Below are 18,976 nucleotides of genomic sequence, written 5' to 3'. Positions count from 1 at the left end.
TTTTTTTTGAATATACCACTATCGGGCTTGCCGTCCGCGCCCATAACAGCTTACGGTCATACCTATCAGCAGGTACGGATATTTTCTAATGGCGCGAAGCGTTTTTAAAGTCATGATCAGCGGCCTATCAGGGGTTGCCGTTTCTCTTGGGGCAGGGCATGCCATCGCACGGCCCGCAATCACGGATTATGAAGCTAGTCGACTGACGCTCGGCGCTTTGACATCTGTTCCTGTTTATCACCGTCCCGTGATGCATATCATCCGCCACCGACATGATACTCATGCAACGGCACTCGCCATGAATGCACACCGCTCTACGGCTATGATCCGCTCTGTTTCGTATAGAACGCATGTTTCCGTAGCGACACATCACCACGCAGCAAAACACCGCCGCACGTAAGACGATTTATCGTCTCAATGGCGAGATATATTTTATCTCGCCGCGCCTACTCTTGGCGAAAAGCGTTTTTAATACGCTTCATGGCTCCGGAATAATCCACAAAGACACAATCAAAGCGTGTCTCCGGCCTATGCCATTCTTCTTGTGTTGCCCAGATAAAATCAAAGGCTGCTAGAAGGCGTGTTTTCTGCCTTGCGCTTAATGATTCCGCGCCAGTCTTCAAACAGCGCCGACGCTTCACTTCAACAGCAACCAAACACTCATCCGTACAAATGAGCAGGTCAATCTCACCAAACGGTGTTTTTAACCGCTCTGCGAGCACGCTATATCCTGCTTCTTGTAAACGTGCCGCGACCAGCGCTTCCGCCTCTAAGCCGGAGCGATAAGACCGTAACCCTTGTGAAGAACGTCGCTGCGACCAAGAAGGCGGTACACTCATATTACAGGCGTGAACGCAAAATCCGCGCGGCGTCTAACGCAAAATACGTCAAGACTGCATTACAACCGGCGCGACGAAACGCCAGAAGGCTTTCCATAATCGTCTGATCCCGATCCAACCACCCATTTTGGAAGGCTGCTGCCATCATCGCGTATTCACCTGATACTTGGTACGCGAAGGTAGGGACCTTGAACTCATCGCGCACGCGGCGAATAATATCCAGATAGGGCATACCCGGCTTGACCATGACCATATCTGCGCCTTCTTCAAGGTCACGCGCAACTTCTATCAGGGCCTCATCTGAGTTGGCTGGGTCCATCTGATAGGTTTTTTTATCGCCTGTCAGCAGACCGCCAGAACCGAGCGCATCACGAAACGGGCCATAATACGCCGAAGCATATTTTGCAGAATACGCCATGATACGCGTATCTTGCAGCCCATCGTCATCAAGCGTTTCTCGAATTTTACGAACACGGCCATCCATCATATCCGACGGCGCCACGATGTCATTGCCTGCGCGCGCTTGATTCACAGCCTGCGCTGCCAAAATTTCGACCGAAACATCATTAAGAACACGACCATTCTCAATGATTCCATCATGTCCGTGATCTGTATATGGGTCCAACGCAACATCCCCAATGATCCCAAGATCAGGGAACGCCTCTTTCAGACGCCGTGATGCGCGGCACATCAGGTTTTCAGGGTTCAGCGCTTCCGTTCCACGAGCATCGCGCAATTCTGGTGGTGTAATGGGAAAGAGAGCAATAGCTGGAATACCCAACTCAACCGCGGGTCGCACATGCTCCACCAACACATCAAGACTAACCCGAATAACCCCCGGCATCGAAGCGACCGCTTGTCGTTGTTGTGTGCCCTCACACACAAAAACAGGCCAGATCAAATGATCAGGCAATAACGTATGCTCGCGCACAAGAGTACGAGTGAACGCGTCATGCCGATTACGGCGTGCTCGGGAGAGAGGAAAGCTTCCATAAGACATGACGCAACGATGCTCCTATTTATCAACTGAGGAAAGAGCACTACGCTTCTTCCCGTAACACGCATAGACTACCAAGCCCAAAGCCAGCCATATCAGCAGGCGAACCCATGTCATTTCATCCAAAGATGCCATGGACACCCCACAGAAAACGACCCCCAGAACGGGAATAATCATTCCGCCTGGCACCTTAAAGCGACGCTCTGCCTCTGGTGCACGACGACGCAAAACGGGCACGCCAATGCACACCAGAATAAACGCGAAGATCGTCCCAATGGATGTCATGCTACCCAGTTCGCCAATCGGCAGAACTGCTGCAAAAATACTGGTAATCACACAGAACATAACGTGTGATGTCCAAGGCGTGCGGGTTTTTGGGTTCAACTTTGAGAATACTCTCGGCAACAACCCATCTTGAGACATCACCAAAAATACCCGAGCTTGCCCTAAGAGCAAGCCAAACAAAACGGATATGTAACCTGCTGCAATGCCCATTTTTACGAAATTATGCAGCCATGCCGCATGTGCCGTGTTCACTACCGTCGCTACGGGGCTAGGGTCATTTGCGAGCTTTTGATAGTTCACCACCCCAGTGAGCACCAAAGAGAAACCCGCATATACAAGCGCACAAACCACCAGCGTTGTGATCATTGCTATAGGAAGATCTTTTGCTGGGTTTTTACTATCTTGCGCCGTGGTTGAAATAATATCAAAGCCAATATAGGCAAAGAACGCCATACCGGCAGCCCGCATAACACCGGAAAAACCAAAGTGCCCAAACTCCCCCTGATTCTGCGGAACAAAGGGGTGATAGTTTGAAACGTTAATGTACTTTGCACACGCTATGGTCACCAACGCAATCACGGCAATTTTTAAGAAGACCACAATATTATTGATCTTCGTTGACTCGCTCATGCCACGCATCAAAAGCGCTGTCACAAGGATCAAAATAAAAACTGCAGGCGCATTAAACCATGCTGGTACAACCGTACCATCCGCCAGATGAACAGGCGTCATTGGTGGTGCAAGCAAGCGCGGATCAATCTGTATGCCCCAGTCTGAAAGAAGGGACGTCATATAACCCGACCAACTGGAGGCTACGGCGGCCGCCCCGATGGTATATTCCAGCACCAGATCCCAGCCGATCATCCAGGCAATAATCTCACCGAATGCCGCGTAAGAGTAGGTATAAGCAGACCCGCCAGACGGCATCATGCTCGCCAATTCGCCGTAGCACAATCCGGCAAAGCCACAGGTAATCGCAGCAATGATATAAGAGAGCGTGACACCGGGACCCGCATTTTGCCCAGCAGCGACGCCCGTTAACGAGAACAAACCCGCACCAATTGTAACCCCGACACCCAGCGCTATGAGCTGCCAGCGCCCTAGGACTCGTTTCAGGCCAGAAGAAGATGAAAAATCGGACTGAATGGGCTTTGTCCGCCACAGCGGAGAAGACATGTGTGTTTCCTGACGACAATGTGGGGCAAAAAAGAACTGATATCTTCATTTACCCGGCGAATATTTTTGCGGACCCGTCCATTCTGCGATAGTGACGAGCCATCAGCTTTGATGGAGAATGGACCACCATGTCAGAACATGCCAGCCAGTCCGCACATAATTCCTTCTTTCAAGCCCCTTTGAAGGACGTTGATGCCGATGTTGCAGCCATTTTAAACGATGAACTCGTCCGCCAGCAGGACGGGATTGAACTCATTGCTTCTGAAAATATGACGTCATTTGCCGTCATGGAAGCGCAAGGCTCTGTCCTCACCAACAAATATGCTGAAGGCCTGCCGGGCAAACGCTACTATGGCGGTTGCGTAGATGTGGACCGGGTTGAGCGCCTTGCGATTGAACGTCTGACCAAAATTTTTGGTGCTGAGTTCGCAAACGTACAGCCTCACTCAGGTGCCAATGCTAACCAAGCTGCCTTCATGGCAATGGCAAAGCCTGGCGATACGATTCTTGGCCTGAGTTTGGCTGCCGGTGGTCATCTGACGCACGGTGCAGCACCAAACTACTCCGGCAAGTGGTTTAATGCTGTTCAATACGGTGTACGCGCTGAAGATGGCCTCATCGACTATGAGGAAATGGAAACGCTGGCACGCGAGCATAAGCCTACGATCATCGTAGCAGGTAGCTCGGCTTATCCGCGCGTTATTGACTTCGCACGCTTCCGCAAAATTGCGGATGAAGTTGGTGCGTTCCTGATGGTCGATATGGCACATTTCGCAGGCTTGGTCGCTGCTGGTCTGTACCCAAACCCTGTGCCTTATGCTGACATCGTTACGTCCACGACGCATAAAACCCTCCGCGGCCCACGCGGTGGCATTATTCTGACCAACAGCCCAGAGCTTGCAAAAAAAGTAAACTCTGCTGTTTTCCCAGGTCTGCAAGGCGGCCCGCTGATGCATGTTATCGCTGGTAAGGCGGTTGCGTTTGGTGAAACCTTGAGCGAATCGTTCAAGGACTATCAAACACGCGTTTTGGCCAATGCACGCGCTCTGGCAGATGAACTGCAAAAGCGCGGCTTCAACATCATTACCGGCGGCACAGACAGCCACTTAGTTCTGGTAGACCTACGCCCTAAAAAAGTGACGGGTAAGCTGGCAGAAAACATTCTGGAAAAAGCTGGGATTACGGCTAATAAAAACGCCATTCCGTTCGATCCAGAAAAACCATTCGTCACGTCTGGCATCCGCTTGGGCAGCCCGGCGGCCACGTCACGTGGCTTTGGTGAAGAAGAATTCCGCACCATTGGCCGTATGATCGACGAAGTGCTGTCCGCAGCATTGGAAGAAGATAATGCTGAAGCTGTCGCTGCCCGTGTGCATGAAGAAGTGAAGGCTCTATGCGGCCGCTTCCCAATTTACACCAGCGCATCAGCCTAAGAACATTATGGTAGGGTCGTATTTATACACCCTACCAAGCGGTACGGCGCGCCAGTCGTACCGCGAGTTGCCCCAGATGGGGGCGGTGGTTGGGTATAATCAAAACGCAATCATCATACGGGGTGCAAATAACATCACGCCCATCATGCGCGATTACGGTACCTGCATGAGGAATAGTCGTTCCCCCCTCCCATAATTGCGTAAAAGTAAAATCTGCACTACGCGCTACGACGTTATCTGTCACAAAAAACGAATGTGCCGTTTGCTGAGGGCCACCCGTCTTTGCATGTAGATGTAGCCCCTCTATATTCTGTAGAAAGACTTCAACCGTCTGTCCCATCGTCCGGAGCGTTTCTGGCTGCCAATGTTGACCCGCTTCCAGTAAACATCCACGCCCAGCGCCTACCGTTGCTGCGAAACGATCATATTCAATCAAGCGCGCACCACCTTGATGCCCCAAATCTGAAACAATAGCGGATGGAAGACCCTGTGCCGACGCCAACCCCGCAGCGAAATCCATGGAACGTTTGACGTGTGGAGCGATAAAAAATGCCTCTGAGGGCCATAGGGTAGAATGTAAGTCCAATAAGAGATCTGCCCGGCGGATAAAGGGCTCTATCTCTCGAGCACGGCGTAATTCATGACTTGTTTCACTCCCGCGCAAACGGTGTGTGTTCCAAACCCGGTTCATATCTTCTTCAAGGTAGCGCGCCGCGAGAGGCTGACGCACCTGAAAGCACTTAAATGCCTCTAGGTTCGCCACAATAAGCGTTAAACGCCCTGAGGTTAGAATAGGGGGGGTGCGCCTCAAACGCTCTAAAACATGTCCACTAGCAAACTCATTACCATGCAATAAGCCGGTGATAACAAGGTCCGGGCCGGGGGCATGTGCTTCAAAGGTGATCACCCCCGGAATATCCGTATTCGTGACATTCCATGCGCTTAAATCAGGCGGCAGCAGAACGACAGGCGGAATAGAGGCACGCTGAGGGAACAGCTCTTCGCTTAATACCGTTTTACGAAGGCGAATAGGGTGGTGGCGTAAACCGGCCTTACAGCTCATGCTCCTCAATGCCTCGCCTTGCAAAATCGCGTATCATACGGTCACAACGCGCTAACTGATCCCGGGTTACAAACTCATCTGGCCGATGTGCCTGTGCGATATCCCCCGGACCGCAGACGATACTTTCCATCCCCGCGCGCTGATAAATGCCCGCTTCTGTGCCGTAAGAGACATGACCCGCCGTATTCCGTCCCGTTATGCTCTGTGCTTCTAGTGTCAGGGTATGTTCCCTAGACAAAGCAAGGGGCGGCAAATCACAAAGCTGTTCATAGGTAATGCCACCTTGAGAGTTCCCAAACTTTAAAGCCTGCTCCAAAGGGCGAAGCGTATCTTGCAGAGCCTGAAACATTGTTGGCCCATCATCACCCGGCACATTGCGCCACTCTACCTCGAAGGAGGCATGTTCTGGGATGATATTTAAAATAGATCCACCAGACGCAACCCCGACCTGCATAGTCGTATAAGGCGGCTCAAAACCTGCAACACGATGCCCGTCTTGAGCCAAGCGATCCGCTTCATCGGCACAGAAAGCAATAGCACGCCCCATAGCATGCAAAGCATTGCGCCCGGCTTCAGGGTTAGACGAGTGCCCCGGCAGCCCTTGAAACGTTACACGGACAGCAAAACGCCCCTTATGCGCAATAATCGGGGCTAAAAGGCTCGGCTCCCCCACAATGCACCGATCAGGCATTCTGTCTGCGGCACGCAAATCAGCCATAAGATAACGCGCACCATCACATGTGATCTCTTCATCACATGTAAACAGCAGGTGGATAGGGTCATTGGCTGCATATGCTTTTAAATCTGGAACAGCCGCCAGCATACAAGCAACAAACCCCTTCATATCCGCAGCACCGCGCCCATAAAGCCGATCTCCGTCTTCACGAAGGATAAAAGGGTCTGATGACCATTCCTGCCCCTCAACCGGGACACAATCCACATGACCAGAAAAAGCTAAACCGCCTGCACGGTCAGGGCCGATAACAGCATGAAGATTCCACTTTTCTACAGCCCCTTCTGGGCCGGGATAGCGGGTCGAGGGCACACCATGCGCAGATAAATATTGCTCAATCCATGTGATGATTGGTGCATTGCTCTTAGCGCTTGTCGTATCAAACGCCACAAGAGCAGCCAAAATATCAGCCGATTGAGGGGGAACGGTATGGGGATCACTCATAATGTTATTCTCAACATGCTTAACATGATCCGCATACCTCTATTTTTTAACGGTCCAGTGTTTCTTCGGTCACAATCCGTACACGTTGGCCTGTTTCTTTCTCAACGTCACGCAGCAGATGCCGCTCTTGTGGGTCAAGCAAGGATAACGCAATGCCCCGCTTTCCCGCACGGGCGGTACGGCCAATACGATGAATATAAGCAGGTACGCTTGATGGCATATCCGCATTGATCACACATTCTACATCCGGAATATCAATTCCTCGTGCAGCGATATCGGTTGTGACCAGAACCTGCACTTGCCCTTCACGGAAACGCGTCAATGCCCGGGCACGGGCACCTTGCGTACGATCCCCGTGCAGTGTCTCCACAGACACTCCACTACGAGACAAAGAACGCCCCAATATCTCAGCCCCTTGCTTAGTTTGCACAAAAACCATGGTACGACCGGTAAAATGGTTCAGCACATGCTTAATGGTGGGGACTTTATCATCTTTGAGTACGAACATAGCGCGCTGACGGATTCGCTGCGGCGCTGCGTCTTCTGTCTCAAGCTCAATACGTACAGGGTCCTGTGTCACACGCTTAGCAAGATCCATAACCGGAGCAGGCAAGGTAGCAGAACAAAAAACTGTTTGTGGCTGAATATCGGGGAAATGCGTGCTTAAAGCCGTCATAGAATCGGTAAATTCATCATCCAATAAACGATCGGCTTCATCCAAAACAAGATACCCAATCTGATCAATGACCAGATCACCTTGCACGACAAGGTCAAGCAACCGCCCATGCGTTGCAACGATGATGTCCACACCATCCGCCAAGCCACGCAATTGCTGATCACGCGGAGTACCCCCGCAGATCACGCGTGTTTTCAAGGGTAAACGGCGCCCTAGTTGACGACAGACAGACGCTGCTTGCGCGGCCAATTCACGTGTTGGCTCCAAGATCAAAGCCCACGGGCCTTGCGTTTCTAAACCTTCTTCCTTTCGTCGCGCCAATGCTTGCAGCAAAGGCAGTACAAAAGCAGCGGTCTTTCCACTCCCTGTTTGTGACGCGATAAGAACATCCTTCCCCTTCAACAGAGGTGGGATAGCCCGCGCCTGAATCAGGCTCGGCCGCTTATGCCCGGCAGATTCAAGAGCTGCCAAAAGAGCAGGCGCAAGGCCTAAGCCTTCAAAAGAAACAGACGGAGAAGATACGTTTGAGATTGTCATGGTGTGCATCTTGCCAAAAGACGCCCCTTGCAGGCAATTCGGCAGTGCTTGTTGACGAAAGAAAAATAACGGAGGGGTCATGACGGCCACCATCATCGCCGAAGATTTTGCCGGAATGCGGACCCAAGGCCTCGGCTTGGCGGAAACGGCCGGGTGGGAGGCACATTTTTGTCCAGTCCTCGCGCGCCCCTTTTGGAGCAACTTCTCTTCGCGTTTTTGGCTGCGCCCCTTATCGTGCATTGAGCCTATTGCTCTCCCCCCACACACCAACGTTTTAATCGGGGTAGGGGGAACGGGCGGGATCATTGGGCGCGCACTAGCGCGTAAATATCATCTGCCGATTGTACAAATCCAAAACCCACGCAGGCAGTTCAAGCGCTTTGACGTCATCATTGCAAACCCGCATGATGGCATCATGGGAGGGAATATTTTGATCTCCCGCAATGCACTTCACCCGGTCACACCACAAAAACTAGAGGGTGCCCGCCAGCAATGGCACAGTCATTTACGGCGTGATCATCGCCCATTATTGGCTGTCATGATTGGCGGTGCGAACGGACGTTTTACTCTTGGCCCGCGCGAAGCGGCACATTTGGCAGACACGATCATCGCCTATACTCAGCACCACAACATGCAAACCATCGTCACACCTTCACGCCGCACCGGCGCTGATGTCATCACGGTATTACGTGAACACTTAACACCCCACGGCATTCGATTAGAAACTGGGGAAGGGGACGCTAACCCCTATATGGGAATGCTCGCTTGTGCTGATATGATCGCCGTAACAACCGATAGTGTCTCTATGATTTCTGAAGCGGTGGCAACGCCTGCACCTATCATGATTTTGCCGTTACCCGGACGGTCACAGCGCATTGGGCAATTTATCGCCGCCCTCGAAAAAGATGATCGCATCCGCCCGTTTTCAATAGAACATACGTCATGGACTGTGCGTCCGCTTGACGACACGCCGGACATCGCGAGAGAAATGCGCCGACGTTTGAAGCTCTGAAAGGCTCTACCTTCATGCTCGATATTCGTACATTCGGCCCCAAAGGCGGCAATGTTCTATACAAAGCTCTGGCACATCCAGTCGCTGCCACAGCTCTGAGCGCCATGGAGCAGCGCCTTTCTGGTCGTAAAATTGCTGTTTACGACCCCGATGACACCGTCCAGACACTAACCGCACTTTATCCCGGCTTAAAACCAACATTCGTCCTGACGCATGATACTGAGCAAGTCGGTAAAAATGACGGGTTTGGCGGGTCTTACCATGCACTCGTCGATCTACCCGATATTGAGGCAGATTGTGTACTGGCTCTTTCTTTTGATGACGCCAAAATGCGGGGGCGACTGAAAGACCTTCTGCACGGCAAAGAGCTTGAGACGCTTGCACCTGCGCGCTTGCCAGACTCTATGATTGTGCGTGGCCGTCCGTATCTAGATAAACTCAACTTTGCCACGAATTTTGCGTTCTTCCGTGACGATGCTTCATTCTCAACACGCATTGTCACAGCAAATTACTGGTCCAATTATCAAAGCGAAAATCTGCGTTACTGGATGCGCCTGTTTGATGAAGGCGGCACTGTCATTGCAGAATGGGAAATGCCTATTGAAAAGGCAAATTCTGGTATTATCATTGACAGTTCAGAGATCCGCGAACGCTTCGATCTACCGGCTTTTACAGGGCAACTGTTCATTCATGTTCTCGGCGCGCGTGGGCATGACGTCGTTAAATATGCCCTCGATATTTTTGGCAAAGGCGAAAACCCCAGCCTCTCCGTCACGCATGATGCCAATGCCTGGCCATCGGTTCGTTTTGCCACACTTCCGGCACCAGCCCCACATGAAACCATTACCGTCTGGGTGCAAAACAGCCACGGAACAACCATTCCGGCAGGCGAAATCACTTTCAACACAATGGGGAAAGAGGACCATCGCAGCGTTGATCGTACCATTGGCCCCTTTGAAACAGTCGCTGTTGATATTGGTGCCTTATTTCCAGATGTTCAGTGGCCCGCTCAACTTGAAATGCGTCCCAAACGTCATCTGGTACGCCCACGCTATGAAATTCGGGAAGGCAACCGTACCCGTATCGCTCACCTGAATGTTGAGCGGGATAATATTCAACCTGACCCCGCAATTCGTGCTTTCCCTAAGTCACTAGGCCGAGGGTTTTTGCTCCCATTCCCAATTTTAGACCCCAAACACTATACAAGCTTCGTGCAACCCACGCCGATGTCTGAGGCGCTGCACTCTCAACCTGTGCGCTTAGATCTTTTTGATGAGAACGGAGCGCCTGTTGGCTCTCACTTTTTGGGAAATCTGCCACGTGACCATCAAACAGCCATTGCTTTGCATGACTTAACAGACCGGGCGGGGCATGCGGACCTTGTCTATGATTTCCGTGATGGTGGGGAAGCTGATGGCTGGCTACACGGCCTGATGCGGTATCGCAGCCGCAATACGGGCCACGCGGCAGAAACCAGTTTTGGTGCACATATCTTCAACACATTAATGACATGGCGCTCAGAACCGCAATCTTATGCTGGCCCACCACCGGGACTGACAACACGCCTCTTTCTAAAGCTTGGACATGATGCCCTTCAAAGCTTCTGCTGCCTTATCCATCCTGCCTCGGTGGAAGGAACACATGATTCCAGCACGACATTACTACTGCACAGTGCAAGCGGGCATCTGATTGCCGAAACAACCATCACGATCCCACCTTCAGGTTCCTATATGGTACGCCCGCATGAACTCTTTGATGGCGCGCATCTCGAACAAGCGGGAGTGGGGGGATATGTTCTTATCCGCGACTTAACCTGCCGTCTGTTCGGTTATCATGGCCTAGAGAACCCAGATGGTGGGTTCTCCCTAGACCATATGTTCGGTTTCTAAACGCCGGGTTTACTGGACAGTCGACCCCATAATCGACTGTCCAAAACACCCATCCCACAGTGTATGGCTTCACCCAACCCCCATACCATTAAAATAATAGCTGGATAGAGGACCCAACTTAATCGGGTTGATCCATTCCATATGTGCACAACACTCAGCACGACAAACATATGAAATAAATAAATCTCGTAAGATAATTGTCCAATACGTCTTAACCAATACAGGCCGGGAAGAGGGGTTTGTGCTTTAAGTGCACAGAACAACACCAAACAAGCGGTACCAACAACAAAGAGGTTAAGCCATAAACGCCCTAAGACATCCCACCAAAAATGCATGAAAAACATATCCGGCAGCATAAACATCACCGCCAAAAGAGGGAGAATAAAAACAAAACGTTTTTCTCGTAAATACGGCGCTATCAGCGCACACAGAACACCGAGAGCAATACACCCCATACCCGCCAGCGTATTTTCATCTTGCCATATCTCATCATGATACGAACGGGCGATCATCATTTGACCTGCCACGACCAAGACGCCACAGCATACCCACCGAACCCAACGCCCCATGCGGCATATCAACGGAAAGCCGAGATAAAACAGCTCTTCAATGGAGAGGGACCATAAGACCGTCCAGCTAGCGACACTCCAGCCATGCTGTGCTTGCCAAAGATTGAAATACAGCCCCAAAGCTGCAGCAGTTGCTCCAATCGCTGTCTGCCCCGTTTTTACGAACGTATAATTATCCACGCGAAATGCATTCAACATCAACAAAATAATCAATAAAAACAAAAGACAAGGCAATATTCTTCGCGCACGATCAGCGATAAATTGCCCCGGATTTAACGCATCTAAAGATCCATATTTTTCGCGTAGACGTGAGGTAATCAAGAAACCTGACAAAACGAAAAAGACATACACGGCCTCTGTACCGTTATAATTTAACCCCGATAAAAACCATTTTGGGAAAATATCCACGAGAGCCGTATGGCTCAATGGCATACGAATACCGATATGGTTTCCCAAAACGAATAAGACAGCAGCTCCGCGCATACAGTCTAGACCAGCATTTCGTGCCATTTACCGCTCTCTTTTCTGTGAAGGCGATAAGCATCGTCAGGACTTTCATGGCCTTAATAAGACCCTATCAAGGCAAAAAAGCCCCTTGTCACAGAAGAGTCACCCTGATAGAACGCCCACCAACGAATGGGCGCATAGCTCAGCGGTAGAGCACTGCCTTCACACGGCAGGGGTCACAGGTTCAATCCCTGTTGCGCCCACCATTCGATCCCCAAAAATATCTTTTAAGTTTAATCCTTTACTTCAAATCTGTATGCTTCAAAAAACTGTTATACAGTCACAACCGTCCCGCTAAACGCTGCGCGGCCAAACAAAATGCGTCGAAAAAATCATCGGCGCTAGAAATCTTCCCACCAGAAAACATAATAAACCCATCAACCATACCATTCTGCAGCATGCCCTCAGAATGCACGAGCATACCATCGGGGTCTTCCATCGCGCCTGAGCTAGGCACGTCACTCTCTACCCTAGGCCGCAAAGGGGCTTTGAAAACACTCCCCCAATAATCCTCCACCTTTTGCGGATATGAACGTCTATCAACAGTATAAGCCTCCAGCGGCTTTCTCTGGGCGTGCATATAGCCAATTTCAACAGCCGTTCCCGGATCCATGTCGGCACTACGCCGAAATGGATCAACGCAAAAAAGCCCCGCATCACACTCATCCATAAGATCACGGTCAGCACGCACAAACGCCAAAATTGTTTCTCGCCCCGGGGGGAGGTGGCGCGCTTCTTCTTGTCCATCAAAAGGAGCAACACCAATCAGCCCGTAATCCGCACAAATCAACTTTAATTGCCGAAAAATAGATAATGCATCCGGACGAAAAACGAGGTCCCCCGCCAAATAGACCTTGGGATTTTTTTTCTCGATCCGCGTCATGCAAAAATCCTATTTCATTATCTCATGCGCTAAAAAGCATATCATATCACGTATATCACGCTTTACGATCTCTGCATTTTTAGACAACTCATAAGTATTCATATTCAAATAGCAGGAACGATTTATTTCAACTTGCAGTGCGTGCTGGCCTTGCGTCGATCGACCATAATGCTGAGTAATATACCCGCCCGCATAGGGAGCATTAAGCCGCACGGCATAACCGCGTTTCTGAAAAAAGTCTCGCACAGCGGCCGTAACCTCAAAATCACACGACCGCCCATGCACATCCCCCAAAACAATATCGCACGGAGCAGAAATTGGGAGAGGAGGCATAGAGTGCATATCTAATAGCACAACGCCCCGACTGTATTGCTGGGACAAATGTGCCAGTTCACGCTCTATAGCCGCATGATAAGGAAACCACCCAGCGGACAGCCTTTGATCCAACTCTTCCAGAGGCAAACAATGCGTATAAATTGGTATCGAGTGCGAGGCGAGGCGTGGAATAACCCCAAACCCCGCGCGGACTTTATCTGTACGCTCAAAATGACGGCCCATAGGAGGCGGGCGAAACATACGCTCGTCAATTTCAGCAGCCCCACGGTTCACACCGCACCAAACACGCGGCAAGGACGTTTTGATTACCGTTACACCATCTTCTGCCAATCCATCACAAAACCAGTCCATATGACGATCTTCCGTACGCCGCAGAGAGGCTTCAGACAAACAAGACGCCGCCAAAAAAGACTCTGGATAATAGCGCCCAGAATGTGGAGAGGACACCAGAAGTGGTTTACAGGCAGAAAACCGAGGCTTTTCGACCGACACAAAGGAGGGGGGAGAAGAAAATCGCATTCAATGATAATTTTTTATTTTTAAGGGGTTGTCACCCCCCACGAATACAGCTAAACACCACCTCACCGAGCCGGAGGGCGCATAGCTCAGCGGTAGAGCACTACCTTGACATGGTAGGGGTCACAGGTTCAATCCCTGTTGCGCCCACCACCCGGCTCGGTCATTAAATCCAAAAAATAAAATACTTCTTCTAAATAAAACGTTAAATTAACGTTACAGCGCTACGCGCTTAAAAATTCTCTTAAAATATCCTCGCCCATAACGCAGCGCACTGTCGCTACGGGCGAGGGGCCTAATTAGGCTTCGTCGTCGTGATCTTCGTCGACATACTCTTCATCGTCGAAGTAAACTTCTTCAACCGTCACGACGAGCGTATCTTTTGCGCGGAGTTCATCTGCTTGAGCGGAAGCTGCGTCTTCCTCTTCATACAGCTCAGATTCACCCGGGTCAGAAACCCAGCCGTTATCAACATTCCAGAACTCTTCATCACCGTTTTCGAGTTCACGACGAATCAGGTAACCTGCAACTTCTTCTTCAGCCATGATCATAGCCCTTTCTAAAACTGAGGTGATGAAGGCCCAGCTTACGGCTAAAAGTCAATCACCCCTTAATCAGGGCGTTTTCTAAAAAACGGCTATCTTCTGGGCAAAAGCCGTCACCATGCCTAAAAAATGTCACCAAAAAAAATTCCCAATTTTTTTGATGCTTCAGAAGTGAAAAAATACTGGCATAGAAAACTTAAATTTTTTGTCACCACCCTTATACAAAAACTGGACTATAGTCGTCTTTGTTGTCCTATTAAGACGTCTGGCGAGGAAACTTCTATGTCCATAAAAGCAAAAGCTACCGCCGCACTCGTGCTAACGAGCTTTCTGTCTCTCACCGCCTGCGAATCGGCACAACAAGTAGTGAGCGATAAAGAAGATCACCTCGCCGCCGCCGGATTTGTTGCGAAGCCCGCAAATACGCCGGAACGTCTAAGCATGCTCAAACGCCTACCAGCACACCGCTTCCTACGCCGCATCAACGGTGACACGGTCAATTATGTGTATTCTGACCCAACGGTCTGTGATTGCCTCTATGTCGGGTCACAAGATGCCTATGGTCGCTACCAACAATATCAGCAGCAACAAAACCTTGCTGATGAACAGCAGATGACTGCCCAAGAATATAATGACGCCAACTGGAATTGGGGCGCGTGGGGCGGGTGGGGTCCCGGCTTCGGCATGGGACCTGGCTTTGGCCCAGGTTTTGGAGGGTATGGGTGGTAAACCCACCCACCACTTCAAATTTTTAGTAATCGGCTGGCGGCTCAGAGGCCTCCAGCCATCCTTGCAGCATATAGCTTGCCGCCATTTTATCGACGACTTCCGCACGGCGTGCGCGAGTCATATCGGCTTCACTGATCAAAAAGCGATTCACCGCACTGGATGAGAGCCGCTCATCCCACACGCAGGCTGGAACCCCAACGCGCTCTGATAGTGCCTCCGTCCAGTCAGACGCTGCCCTCGCGGCCGGTCCGAAGCTCCCATCCAGCCCTAATGGCAGCCCCACAACCAAGCCGCCAATATCTTGGCGGGCAATAATATCGGCAATTTCCTTAGCATTTTCGCCAAGCTTCCGGCGCTTCAAAGAAGCAAAAGGAGAGGCCAGCATTAGAGACACGTCGGTCAATGCGAGGCCGATTGTGCGTGCTCCGGGATCGATTCCGAGCACGCGTTGACCAGCCTTTAAGCTGATACGTAAGTCTTGTGGATTGAACAGGGACATAACACGGCGTTATGATCTATCCTGAGGCTGAAAAGCCACTCTTAATTTCCTCTCACTCAGGAATCTTCATGTCGCTCGACGCGAAAACGGTTTTACGCACTGCCAGACTGGCACGTATTGGTCTTGCTCCCGCCGAAGTGGAAGCCCTGCAAAAAGACATGGGCTCCATCATCGACTGGGTTGAGCAACTTAATGAACTGGATGTCACGGACGTCCCGCCGATGATCGGCACAGGCCTTGCGAAGCCGCGCCTTCGTGAAGACCGAATCACGGATGGTGAACGCCCTGATGACGTTCTATCCAACGCCCCCGACCGTGAAGGTCCGTATTTCACCGTGCCTAAGGTCGTTGAATAATGTCTACTCCTTTTGATTACACACTCGCTTCTGCGCGTGACGCTTTGCGCGCACGCAAAATCTCAGCACGTGAACTGACCGAAGCACATCTCTCTGCGATTGAGCGCCTTGATGGTACGCTCAACAGCTTCATCACCACCACACCAGAAAGCGCGCTCAAAGCCGCTGACGCCGCTGATGCAACGCTGGCAAAAGGTGAGGGCGGGGAGCTGTGCGGTCTGCCGCTTGGTATTAAAGATCTGTTCTGCACAAACGGTACACGCACCACGGCAGCGAGCAACATTCTGCGTGACTTCGTGCCGCCCTATGAAAGCACAGTCACAAGCAACCTTCTGCGTGATGGTGCCGTATTCCTCGGCAAACTGAACCTTGATGAATTCGCTATGGGGTCCGGCAACCTGAACTCTGCGTTCGGCCCGGCTATCAACCCATGGAAGCGCAACGGCTCTGATGAGAAACTCGTACCGGGCGGCTCATCCGGCGGCTCTGCTGCTGCCGTTGCGGCTGGCCTCGTACTCGGCGCAACCGGCACTGATACAGGCGGCTCCATCCGTCAGCCAGCAGCGTATACGGGTATTGCGGGCATTAAGCCAACCTATGGCCGCTGCTCACGCTTCGGCACCATTGCCTTCGCAAGCTCGCTAGACCAAGCAGGCCCGATGGCACGCAACCTGCAAGATTGCGCCATTCTTCTGCGCTCTATGGCAGGTTTCGACCAGCGTGATTCCACAAGTGTTGATACACCTGTCCCCAATTATGAAGCTGCATTGAACCGTGGCGTCAAGGGGCTGCGCGTGGGCATTCCGAAGGAATATCATGCAGACGGCATGCCTGCCGAAATTGAAGCGTTGTGGCAACAAGGCATCAACTGGCTGCGCGAAGCCGGTGCAGAGATCAAAGAAGTCTCTCTGCCGCACACAAAATACGGCCTTCCAACCTATTACATCGCGGCCCTTGCCGAGGCATCATCCAACCTTGCCCGCTATGACGGCCTCCGTTTCGGCGCACGTGTAAAGGCCGATTCACTCGATGCCATGTACGAAGCAAGCCGTGCTGCTGGCTTTGGTGAAGAAGTAAAGCGCCGTATTCTCCTTGGTACGCATGTTCTGTCATCAGGGTATTATGACGCATACTACCTGCGCGCTCAGAAGGTCCGTACGCTGATCCAGCAAGACTTCTTGAAAGCCTATGAAGATGTGGATGTTCTGTTGACGCCGACAGCACCATCCAGCGCTTTCGCCCTCAACGAGAAGCCGTCCGACCCCGTTCAAATGTACCTCAATGACGTCTTCACCGTTCCAGCCAGCATGGCGGGTGTGCCGGCTCTCTCCGTTCCGGCAGGGCTGGACGGGCAGGGGCTACCACTGGGCCTGCAACTCATCGGCAAATTCTTTGATGAAGAAACGCTGATTGCCGCAGGCCATGTGCTGGAACAAGCAGCTTCCTTCACGCACCGACCAACCATTCACGCAGGGAACCCAGCATGAGCACCGTTATCACTGGCAACACCGGCGATTGGGAAATTGTTGTCGGCCTTGAAGTCCACGCACAGGTTATCAGCCAAGCCAAGCTGTTCTCCGGGGCATCTGCCACCTATGGCGGCGAGCCAAACACGCATGTTAGCCTTGTGGATGCTGGCTTCCCCGGCATGTTGCCAGTGCTAAACGCTGAATGCGTTGCGCAAGCTGTGCGTACGGGTCTTGGCCTGAATGCCGAAATCAATTTGTTCAGCCGCTTTGACCGTAAAAACTACTTCTACGCTGACCTTCCAACTGGCTATCAGATCAGCCAGTTTGCGCATCCGATCGTCGGGAAGGGCGTGGTCGTTGTAGATCTACCCGACGGCAGCACGCGCGAAATCGGCGTAACACGCCTACATCTGGAGCAAGATGCTGGCAAATCGATTCACGATCAGGACCCAACACGCTCCTTCATTGACCTCAACCGTGCTGGTGTAGCTCTGATGGAAATCGTGAGCGAGCCAGACATTCGCTGCCCAGAAGAAGCCGGCGCTTACCTGCGTAAGCTGCGCCAAATTCTGCGCTATATCGGCACCTGTGACGGCAACATGGAAGAAGGCTCCATGCGCGCAGACGTTAACGTCTCCGTGCGCCGCCCCGGTGAAGAAGGCTTCCGTACACGCTGCGAAATTAAGAATGTGAATTCTATTCGCTACGTCATGCAGTCCATTGAAGTGGAAGCACGCCGCCAGGTTGAAATCTGGGAAAATGGCGGTGAAGTTGATCAGGAAACCCGCCTGTTTGACCATATTCGCTTAGAAACGCGCTCCCTCCGCAGCAAGGAAGACGCGCATGACTACCGCTACTTCCCTGACCCAGATCTGCTGCCACTTGAGATTGAACAATCTTGGGTGGATGAGCTAAAGGCTGCTCTGCCAGAGCTACCGGAAGACAAACGCGCCCGTCTGGAAAAAGAATACGGCATCTCACGTTATGAATCCGGCGTTCTAACGGCTGAGCAAGCTGTTGCGGATTTTTATGAGACCGTAGCGAAAGGTGCCGATGCACGCTTGGCCACCAACTGGATCTTGGGTGACTTCTTCGGCGCACTGAACCGTACAGGCCGCACCATTGAAGACAGCCCCGTCAGCGCTGAAGGCTTGCGTGAGTTGCTCGGCCTAATTTCCGATTCAACCATTAACGGTAAGATCGCAAAAGAAGTGCTGGAAGACATGGTCGAGACGGGTGATTCCGCCAGCGCCATTGTCGAGCGTAAAGGCTTGCGTCAGGTTACAGATACGGGCGCAATTGAAGCGGCTATCAATGCCATCTTAGCAGCAAATGCTGATAAGGTTGAGCAATATAAGAGCGGCAAGGACAAGCTCTTTGGCTTCTTCGTTGGACAATCCATGAAGGCTATGAAGGGGAAAGCAAACCCCGCAATGGTCAATGACGTTCTACGTAAGTTGTTAGACGCATAAATTTAAAAAAA

At 51.6% G+C, this 18,976-nt stretch carries 19 protein-coding genes and 2 tRNA genes; 10 read left to right on the top strand and 11 right to left on the bottom strand.

Annotated features, from left to right (window positions below):
- Window positions 1-88 precede the first annotated feature (88 nt).
- Window positions 89-400 (top strand): hypothetical protein, encoded by a 312-nt coding sequence (locus tag NTH01S_RS07890; protein WP_084367138.1) that lies wholly within the window; start codon window positions 89-91, stop codon window positions 398-400.
- Window positions 401-446: 46 nt separating this feature from the next.
- Here NTH01S_RS07890 and NTH01S_RS07885 read toward each other — a convergent pair whose 3' ends face one another.
- Genes NTH01S_RS07885 through NTH01S_RS07875 form a run of 3 tightly spaced genes read right to left on the bottom strand, consistent with a single transcriptional unit; the run spans window position 447 to window position 3,297 of the window.
- Complete coding sequence (locus tag NTH01S_RS07885) at window positions 447-839, bottom strand: YraN family protein (RefSeq protein WP_068172068.1); 393 nt, start codon at window positions 837-839, stop codon at window positions 447-449.
- A 1-nt stretch (window position 840) separates the two neighbouring features.
- A complete protein-coding gene (gene hemB, locus NTH01S_RS07880) occupies window positions 841-1,839 on the bottom strand; it encodes a porphobilinogen synthase (RefSeq protein ID WP_068172065.1) in 999 nt (332 codons plus the stop codon).
- A gap of 15 nt (window positions 1,840-1,854) precedes the next feature.
- On the bottom strand, window positions 1,855-3,297 hold the full coding sequence (locus NTH01S_RS07875) for an APC family permease (protein ID WP_068172062.1): 1,443 nt from the start codon (window positions 3,295-3,297) through the stop codon (window positions 1,855-1,857).
- Between the two features lie 128 nt (window positions 3,298-3,425).
- On the opposite strand from NTH01S_RS07875, the gene glyA reads away from it, so the two are divergent.
- Window positions 3,426-4,730: a serine hydroxymethyltransferase gene (glyA, locus tag NTH01S_RS07870; protein ID WP_068172060.1), complete on the top strand. Its 1,305-nt coding sequence runs from the start codon at window positions 3,426-3,428 to the stop codon at window positions 4,728-4,730.
- Between the two features lie 31 nt (window positions 4,731-4,761).
- Here glyA and NTH01S_RS07865 read toward each other — a convergent pair whose 3' ends face one another.
- Genes NTH01S_RS07865 through NTH01S_RS07855 form a run of 3 tightly spaced genes read right to left on the bottom strand, consistent with a single transcriptional unit; the run spans window position 4,762 to window position 8,264 of the window.
- Window positions 4,762-5,793 (bottom strand): succinylglutamate desuccinylase/aspartoacylase domain-containing protein, encoded by a 1,032-nt coding sequence (locus NTH01S_RS07865; protein ID WP_068172058.1) that lies wholly within the window; start codon window positions 5,791-5,793, stop codon window positions 4,762-4,764.
- A complete protein-coding gene (argE, locus tag NTH01S_RS07860; protein ID WP_068172056.1) occupies window positions 5,783-6,970 on the bottom strand; it encodes an acetylornithine deacetylase in 1,188 nt (395 codons plus the stop codon). Before argE ends, NTH01S_RS07865 begins: the two co-directional genes overlap by 11 nt.
- 46 nt (window positions 6,971-7,016) lie before the next feature.
- Window positions 7,017-8,264 (bottom strand): DEAD/DEAH box helicase, encoded by a 1,248-nt coding sequence (locus NTH01S_RS07855; RefSeq protein WP_245642274.1) that lies wholly within the window; start codon window positions 8,262-8,264, stop codon window positions 7,017-7,019.
- Here NTH01S_RS07855 and NTH01S_RS07850 point away from each other — a divergent pair.
- Together NTH01S_RS07850 and NTH01S_RS07845 are read left to right on the top strand one after the other, a co-directional pair.
- Complete coding sequence (locus tag NTH01S_RS07850; RefSeq protein WP_068172052.1) at window positions 8,263-9,195, top strand: mitochondrial fission ELM1 family protein; 933 nt, start codon at window positions 8,263-8,265, stop codon at window positions 9,193-9,195. The two genes, NTH01S_RS07855 and NTH01S_RS07850, sit on opposite strands and share 2 nt — an antisense overlap.
- A 14-nt stretch (window positions 9,196-9,209) precedes the next feature.
- Window positions 9,210-11,084, top strand: a complete 1,875-nt coding sequence (locus tag NTH01S_RS07845) for a hypothetical protein (RefSeq protein WP_068172050.1) — start codon at window positions 9,210-9,212, stop codon at window positions 11,082-11,084.
- Here NTH01S_RS07845 and NTH01S_RS07840 read toward each other — a convergent pair.
- The gene (locus NTH01S_RS07840) at window positions 11,081-12,163 is read right to left on the bottom strand and encodes an acyltransferase family protein (protein ID WP_068172047.1); all 1,083 of its coding nucleotides are present in this window, start codon (window positions 12,161-12,163) and stop codon (window positions 11,081-11,083) included. The genes NTH01S_RS07845 and NTH01S_RS07840 overlap by 4 nt on opposite strands.
- Before the next feature lie 128 nt (window positions 12,164-12,291).
- Here NTH01S_RS07840 and NTH01S_RS07835 point away from each other — a divergent pair.
- Window positions 12,292-12,366 (top strand) — tRNA-Val (locus tag NTH01S_RS07835).
- 74 nt (window positions 12,367-12,440) lie between these two features.
- Here NTH01S_RS07835 and NTH01S_RS07830 read toward each other — a convergent pair.
- Both NTH01S_RS07830 and NTH01S_RS07825 read right to left on the bottom strand, forming a co-directional pair.
- The gene (locus NTH01S_RS07830; RefSeq protein WP_068172044.1) at window positions 12,441-13,043 is read right to left on the bottom strand and encodes a nucleoside 2-deoxyribosyltransferase; all 603 of its coding nucleotides are present in this window, start codon (window positions 13,041-13,043) and stop codon (window positions 12,441-12,443) included.
- A gap of 9 nt (window positions 13,044-13,052) precedes the next feature.
- Entirely contained in the window at window positions 13,053-13,898 is an 846-nt protein-coding gene (locus tag NTH01S_RS07825) for an N-formylglutamate amidohydrolase (RefSeq protein ID WP_068172041.1), read from the bottom strand.
- 75 nt (window positions 13,899-13,973) lie between these two features.
- On the opposite strand from NTH01S_RS07825, the gene NTH01S_RS07820 reads away from it, so the two are divergent.
- A tRNA-Val gene (locus NTH01S_RS07820) sits at window positions 13,974-14,048 on the top strand.
- Window positions 14,049-14,194: 146 nt separating this feature from the next.
- Here the strand turns inward: NTH01S_RS07820 and NTH01S_RS07815 are convergent.
- Window positions 14,195-14,440 (bottom strand): hypothetical protein, encoded by a 246-nt coding sequence (locus tag NTH01S_RS07815; protein WP_068172160.1) that lies wholly within the window; start codon window positions 14,438-14,440, stop codon window positions 14,195-14,197.
- Between the two features lie 282 nt (window positions 14,441-14,722).
- Here NTH01S_RS07815 and NTH01S_RS07810 point away from each other — a divergent pair, with 282 nt between their 5' ends.
- Window positions 14,723-15,169 carry a hypothetical protein gene (locus tag NTH01S_RS07810; RefSeq protein ID WP_068172038.1) on the top strand — a complete coding sequence of 149 codons (447 nt, stop codon included), beginning with the start codon at window positions 14,723-14,725 and terminating at the stop codon, window positions 15,167-15,169.
- A 22-nt stretch (window positions 15,170-15,191) separates the two neighbouring features.
- Here the strand turns inward: NTH01S_RS07810 and ruvX are convergent, their stop codons facing one another.
- A complete protein-coding gene (ruvX, locus tag NTH01S_RS07805) occupies window positions 15,192-15,668 on the bottom strand; it encodes a Holliday junction resolvase RuvX (protein ID WP_068172035.1) in 477 nt (158 codons plus the stop codon).
- Between the two features lie 68 nt (window positions 15,669-15,736).
- Here ruvX and gatC point away from each other — a divergent pair, with 68 nt between their 5' ends.
- From gatC to gatB, 3 genes are read left to right on the top strand one after another with little or no spacing between them, the layout of a single operon-like run.
- On the top strand, window positions 15,737-16,024 hold the full coding sequence (gatC, locus tag NTH01S_RS07800) for an Asp-tRNA(Asn)/Glu-tRNA(Gln) amidotransferase subunit GatC (RefSeq protein ID WP_068172158.1): 288 nt from the start codon (window positions 15,737-15,739) through the stop codon (window positions 16,022-16,024).
- The gene (gene gatA / locus NTH01S_RS07795) at window positions 16,024-17,511 is read left to right on the top strand and encodes an Asp-tRNA(Asn)/Glu-tRNA(Gln) amidotransferase subunit GatA (protein ID WP_068172032.1); all 1,488 of its coding nucleotides are present in this window, start codon (window positions 16,024-16,026) and stop codon (window positions 17,509-17,511) included. The genes gatC and gatA overlap by 1 nt, the downstream gene beginning before the upstream one ends.
- On the top strand, window positions 17,508-18,965 hold the full coding sequence (gene gatB, locus NTH01S_RS07790) for an Asp-tRNA(Asn)/Glu-tRNA(Gln) amidotransferase subunit GatB (RefSeq protein ID WP_068172029.1): 1,458 nt from the start codon (window positions 17,508-17,510) through the stop codon (window positions 18,963-18,965). Before gatA ends, gatB begins: the two co-directional genes overlap by 4 nt.
- Window positions 18,966-18,976 lie beyond the last annotated feature (11 nt).

Origin of the sequence: Neokomagataea thailandica NBRC 106555 (assembly GCF_001598495.1) — a bacterium.
Taxonomy (GTDB): Bacteria; Pseudomonadota; Alphaproteobacteria; order Acetobacterales; family Acetobacteraceae; genus Gluconobacter; species Gluconobacter thailandicus_A.
The sequence above is the reverse complement of the archived record's forward strand: the minus strand, read 5'-3'. Positions and strand labels throughout refer to the sequence as shown.

What these genes read in the sequence shown, in the direction of transcription:
- NTH01S_RS07890 (WP_084367138.1), top strand. Translation starts at nt 89, where the DNA reads ATGGCGCGAAGCGTTTTTAAAGTCATGATCAGCGGCCTATCAGGGGTT.
- NTH01S_RS07885 (WP_068172068.1), bottom strand. Translation starts at nt 839, where the DNA reads ATGAGTGTACCGCCTTCTTGGTCGCAGCGACGTTCTTCACAAGGGTTA.
- hemB (WP_068172065.1), bottom strand. Translation starts at nt 1,839, where the DNA reads ATGTCTTATGGAAGCTTTCCTCTCTCCCGAGCACGCCGTAATCGGCAT.
- NTH01S_RS07875 (WP_068172062.1), bottom strand. Translation starts at nt 3,297, where the DNA reads ATGTCTTCTCCGCTGTGGCGGACAAAGCCCATTCAGTCCGATTTTTCA.
- glyA (WP_068172060.1), top strand. Translation starts at nt 3,426, where the DNA reads ATGTCAGAACATGCCAGCCAGTCCGCACATAATTCCTTCTTTCAAGCC.
- NTH01S_RS07865 (WP_068172058.1), bottom strand. Translation starts at nt 5,793, where the DNA reads ATGAGCTGTAAGGCCGGTTTACGCCACCACCCTATTCGCCTTCGTAAA.
- argE (WP_068172056.1), bottom strand. Translation starts at nt 6,970, where the DNA reads ATGAGTGATCCCCATACCGTTCCCCCTCAATCGGCTGATATTTTGGCT.
- NTH01S_RS07850 (WP_068172052.1), top strand. Translation starts at nt 8,263, where the DNA reads ATGACGGCCACCATCATCGCCGAAGATTTTGCCGGAATGCGGACCCAA.
- NTH01S_RS07855 (WP_245642274.1), bottom strand. Translation starts at nt 8,264, where the DNA reads ATGACCCCTCCGTTATTTTTCTTTCGTCAACAAGCACTGCCGAATTGC.
- NTH01S_RS07845 (WP_068172050.1), top strand. Translation starts at nt 9,210, where the DNA reads ATGCTCGATATTCGTACATTCGGCCCCAAAGGCGGCAATGTTCTATAC.
- NTH01S_RS07840 (WP_068172047.1), bottom strand. Translation starts at nt 12,163, where the DNA reads ATGGCACGAAATGCTGGTCTAGACTGTATGCGCGGAGCTGCTGTCTTA.
- NTH01S_RS07830 (WP_068172044.1), bottom strand. Translation starts at nt 13,043, where the DNA reads ATGACGCGGATCGAGAAAAAAAATCCCAAGGTCTATTTGGCGGGGGAC.
- NTH01S_RS07825 (WP_068172041.1), bottom strand. Translation starts at nt 13,898, where the DNA reads ATGCGATTTTCTTCTCCCCCCTCCTTTGTGTCGGTCGAAAAGCCTCGG.
- NTH01S_RS07815 (WP_068172160.1), bottom strand. Translation starts at nt 14,440, where the DNA reads ATGGCTGAAGAAGAAGTTGCAGGTTACCTGATTCGTCGTGAACTCGAA.
- NTH01S_RS07810 (WP_068172038.1), top strand. Translation starts at nt 14,723, where the DNA reads ATGTCCATAAAAGCAAAAGCTACCGCCGCACTCGTGCTAACGAGCTTT.
- ruvX (WP_068172035.1), bottom strand. Translation starts at nt 15,668, where the DNA reads ATGTCCCTGTTCAATCCACAAGACTTACGTATCAGCTTAAAGGCTGGT.
- gatC (WP_068172158.1), top strand. Translation starts at nt 15,737, where the DNA reads ATGTCGCTCGACGCGAAAACGGTTTTACGCACTGCCAGACTGGCACGT.
- gatA (WP_068172032.1), top strand. Translation starts at nt 16,024, where the DNA reads ATGTCTACTCCTTTTGATTACACACTCGCTTCTGCGCGTGACGCTTTG.
- gatB (WP_068172029.1), top strand. Translation starts at nt 17,508, where the DNA reads ATGAGCACCGTTATCACTGGCAACACCGGCGATTGGGAAATTGTTGTC.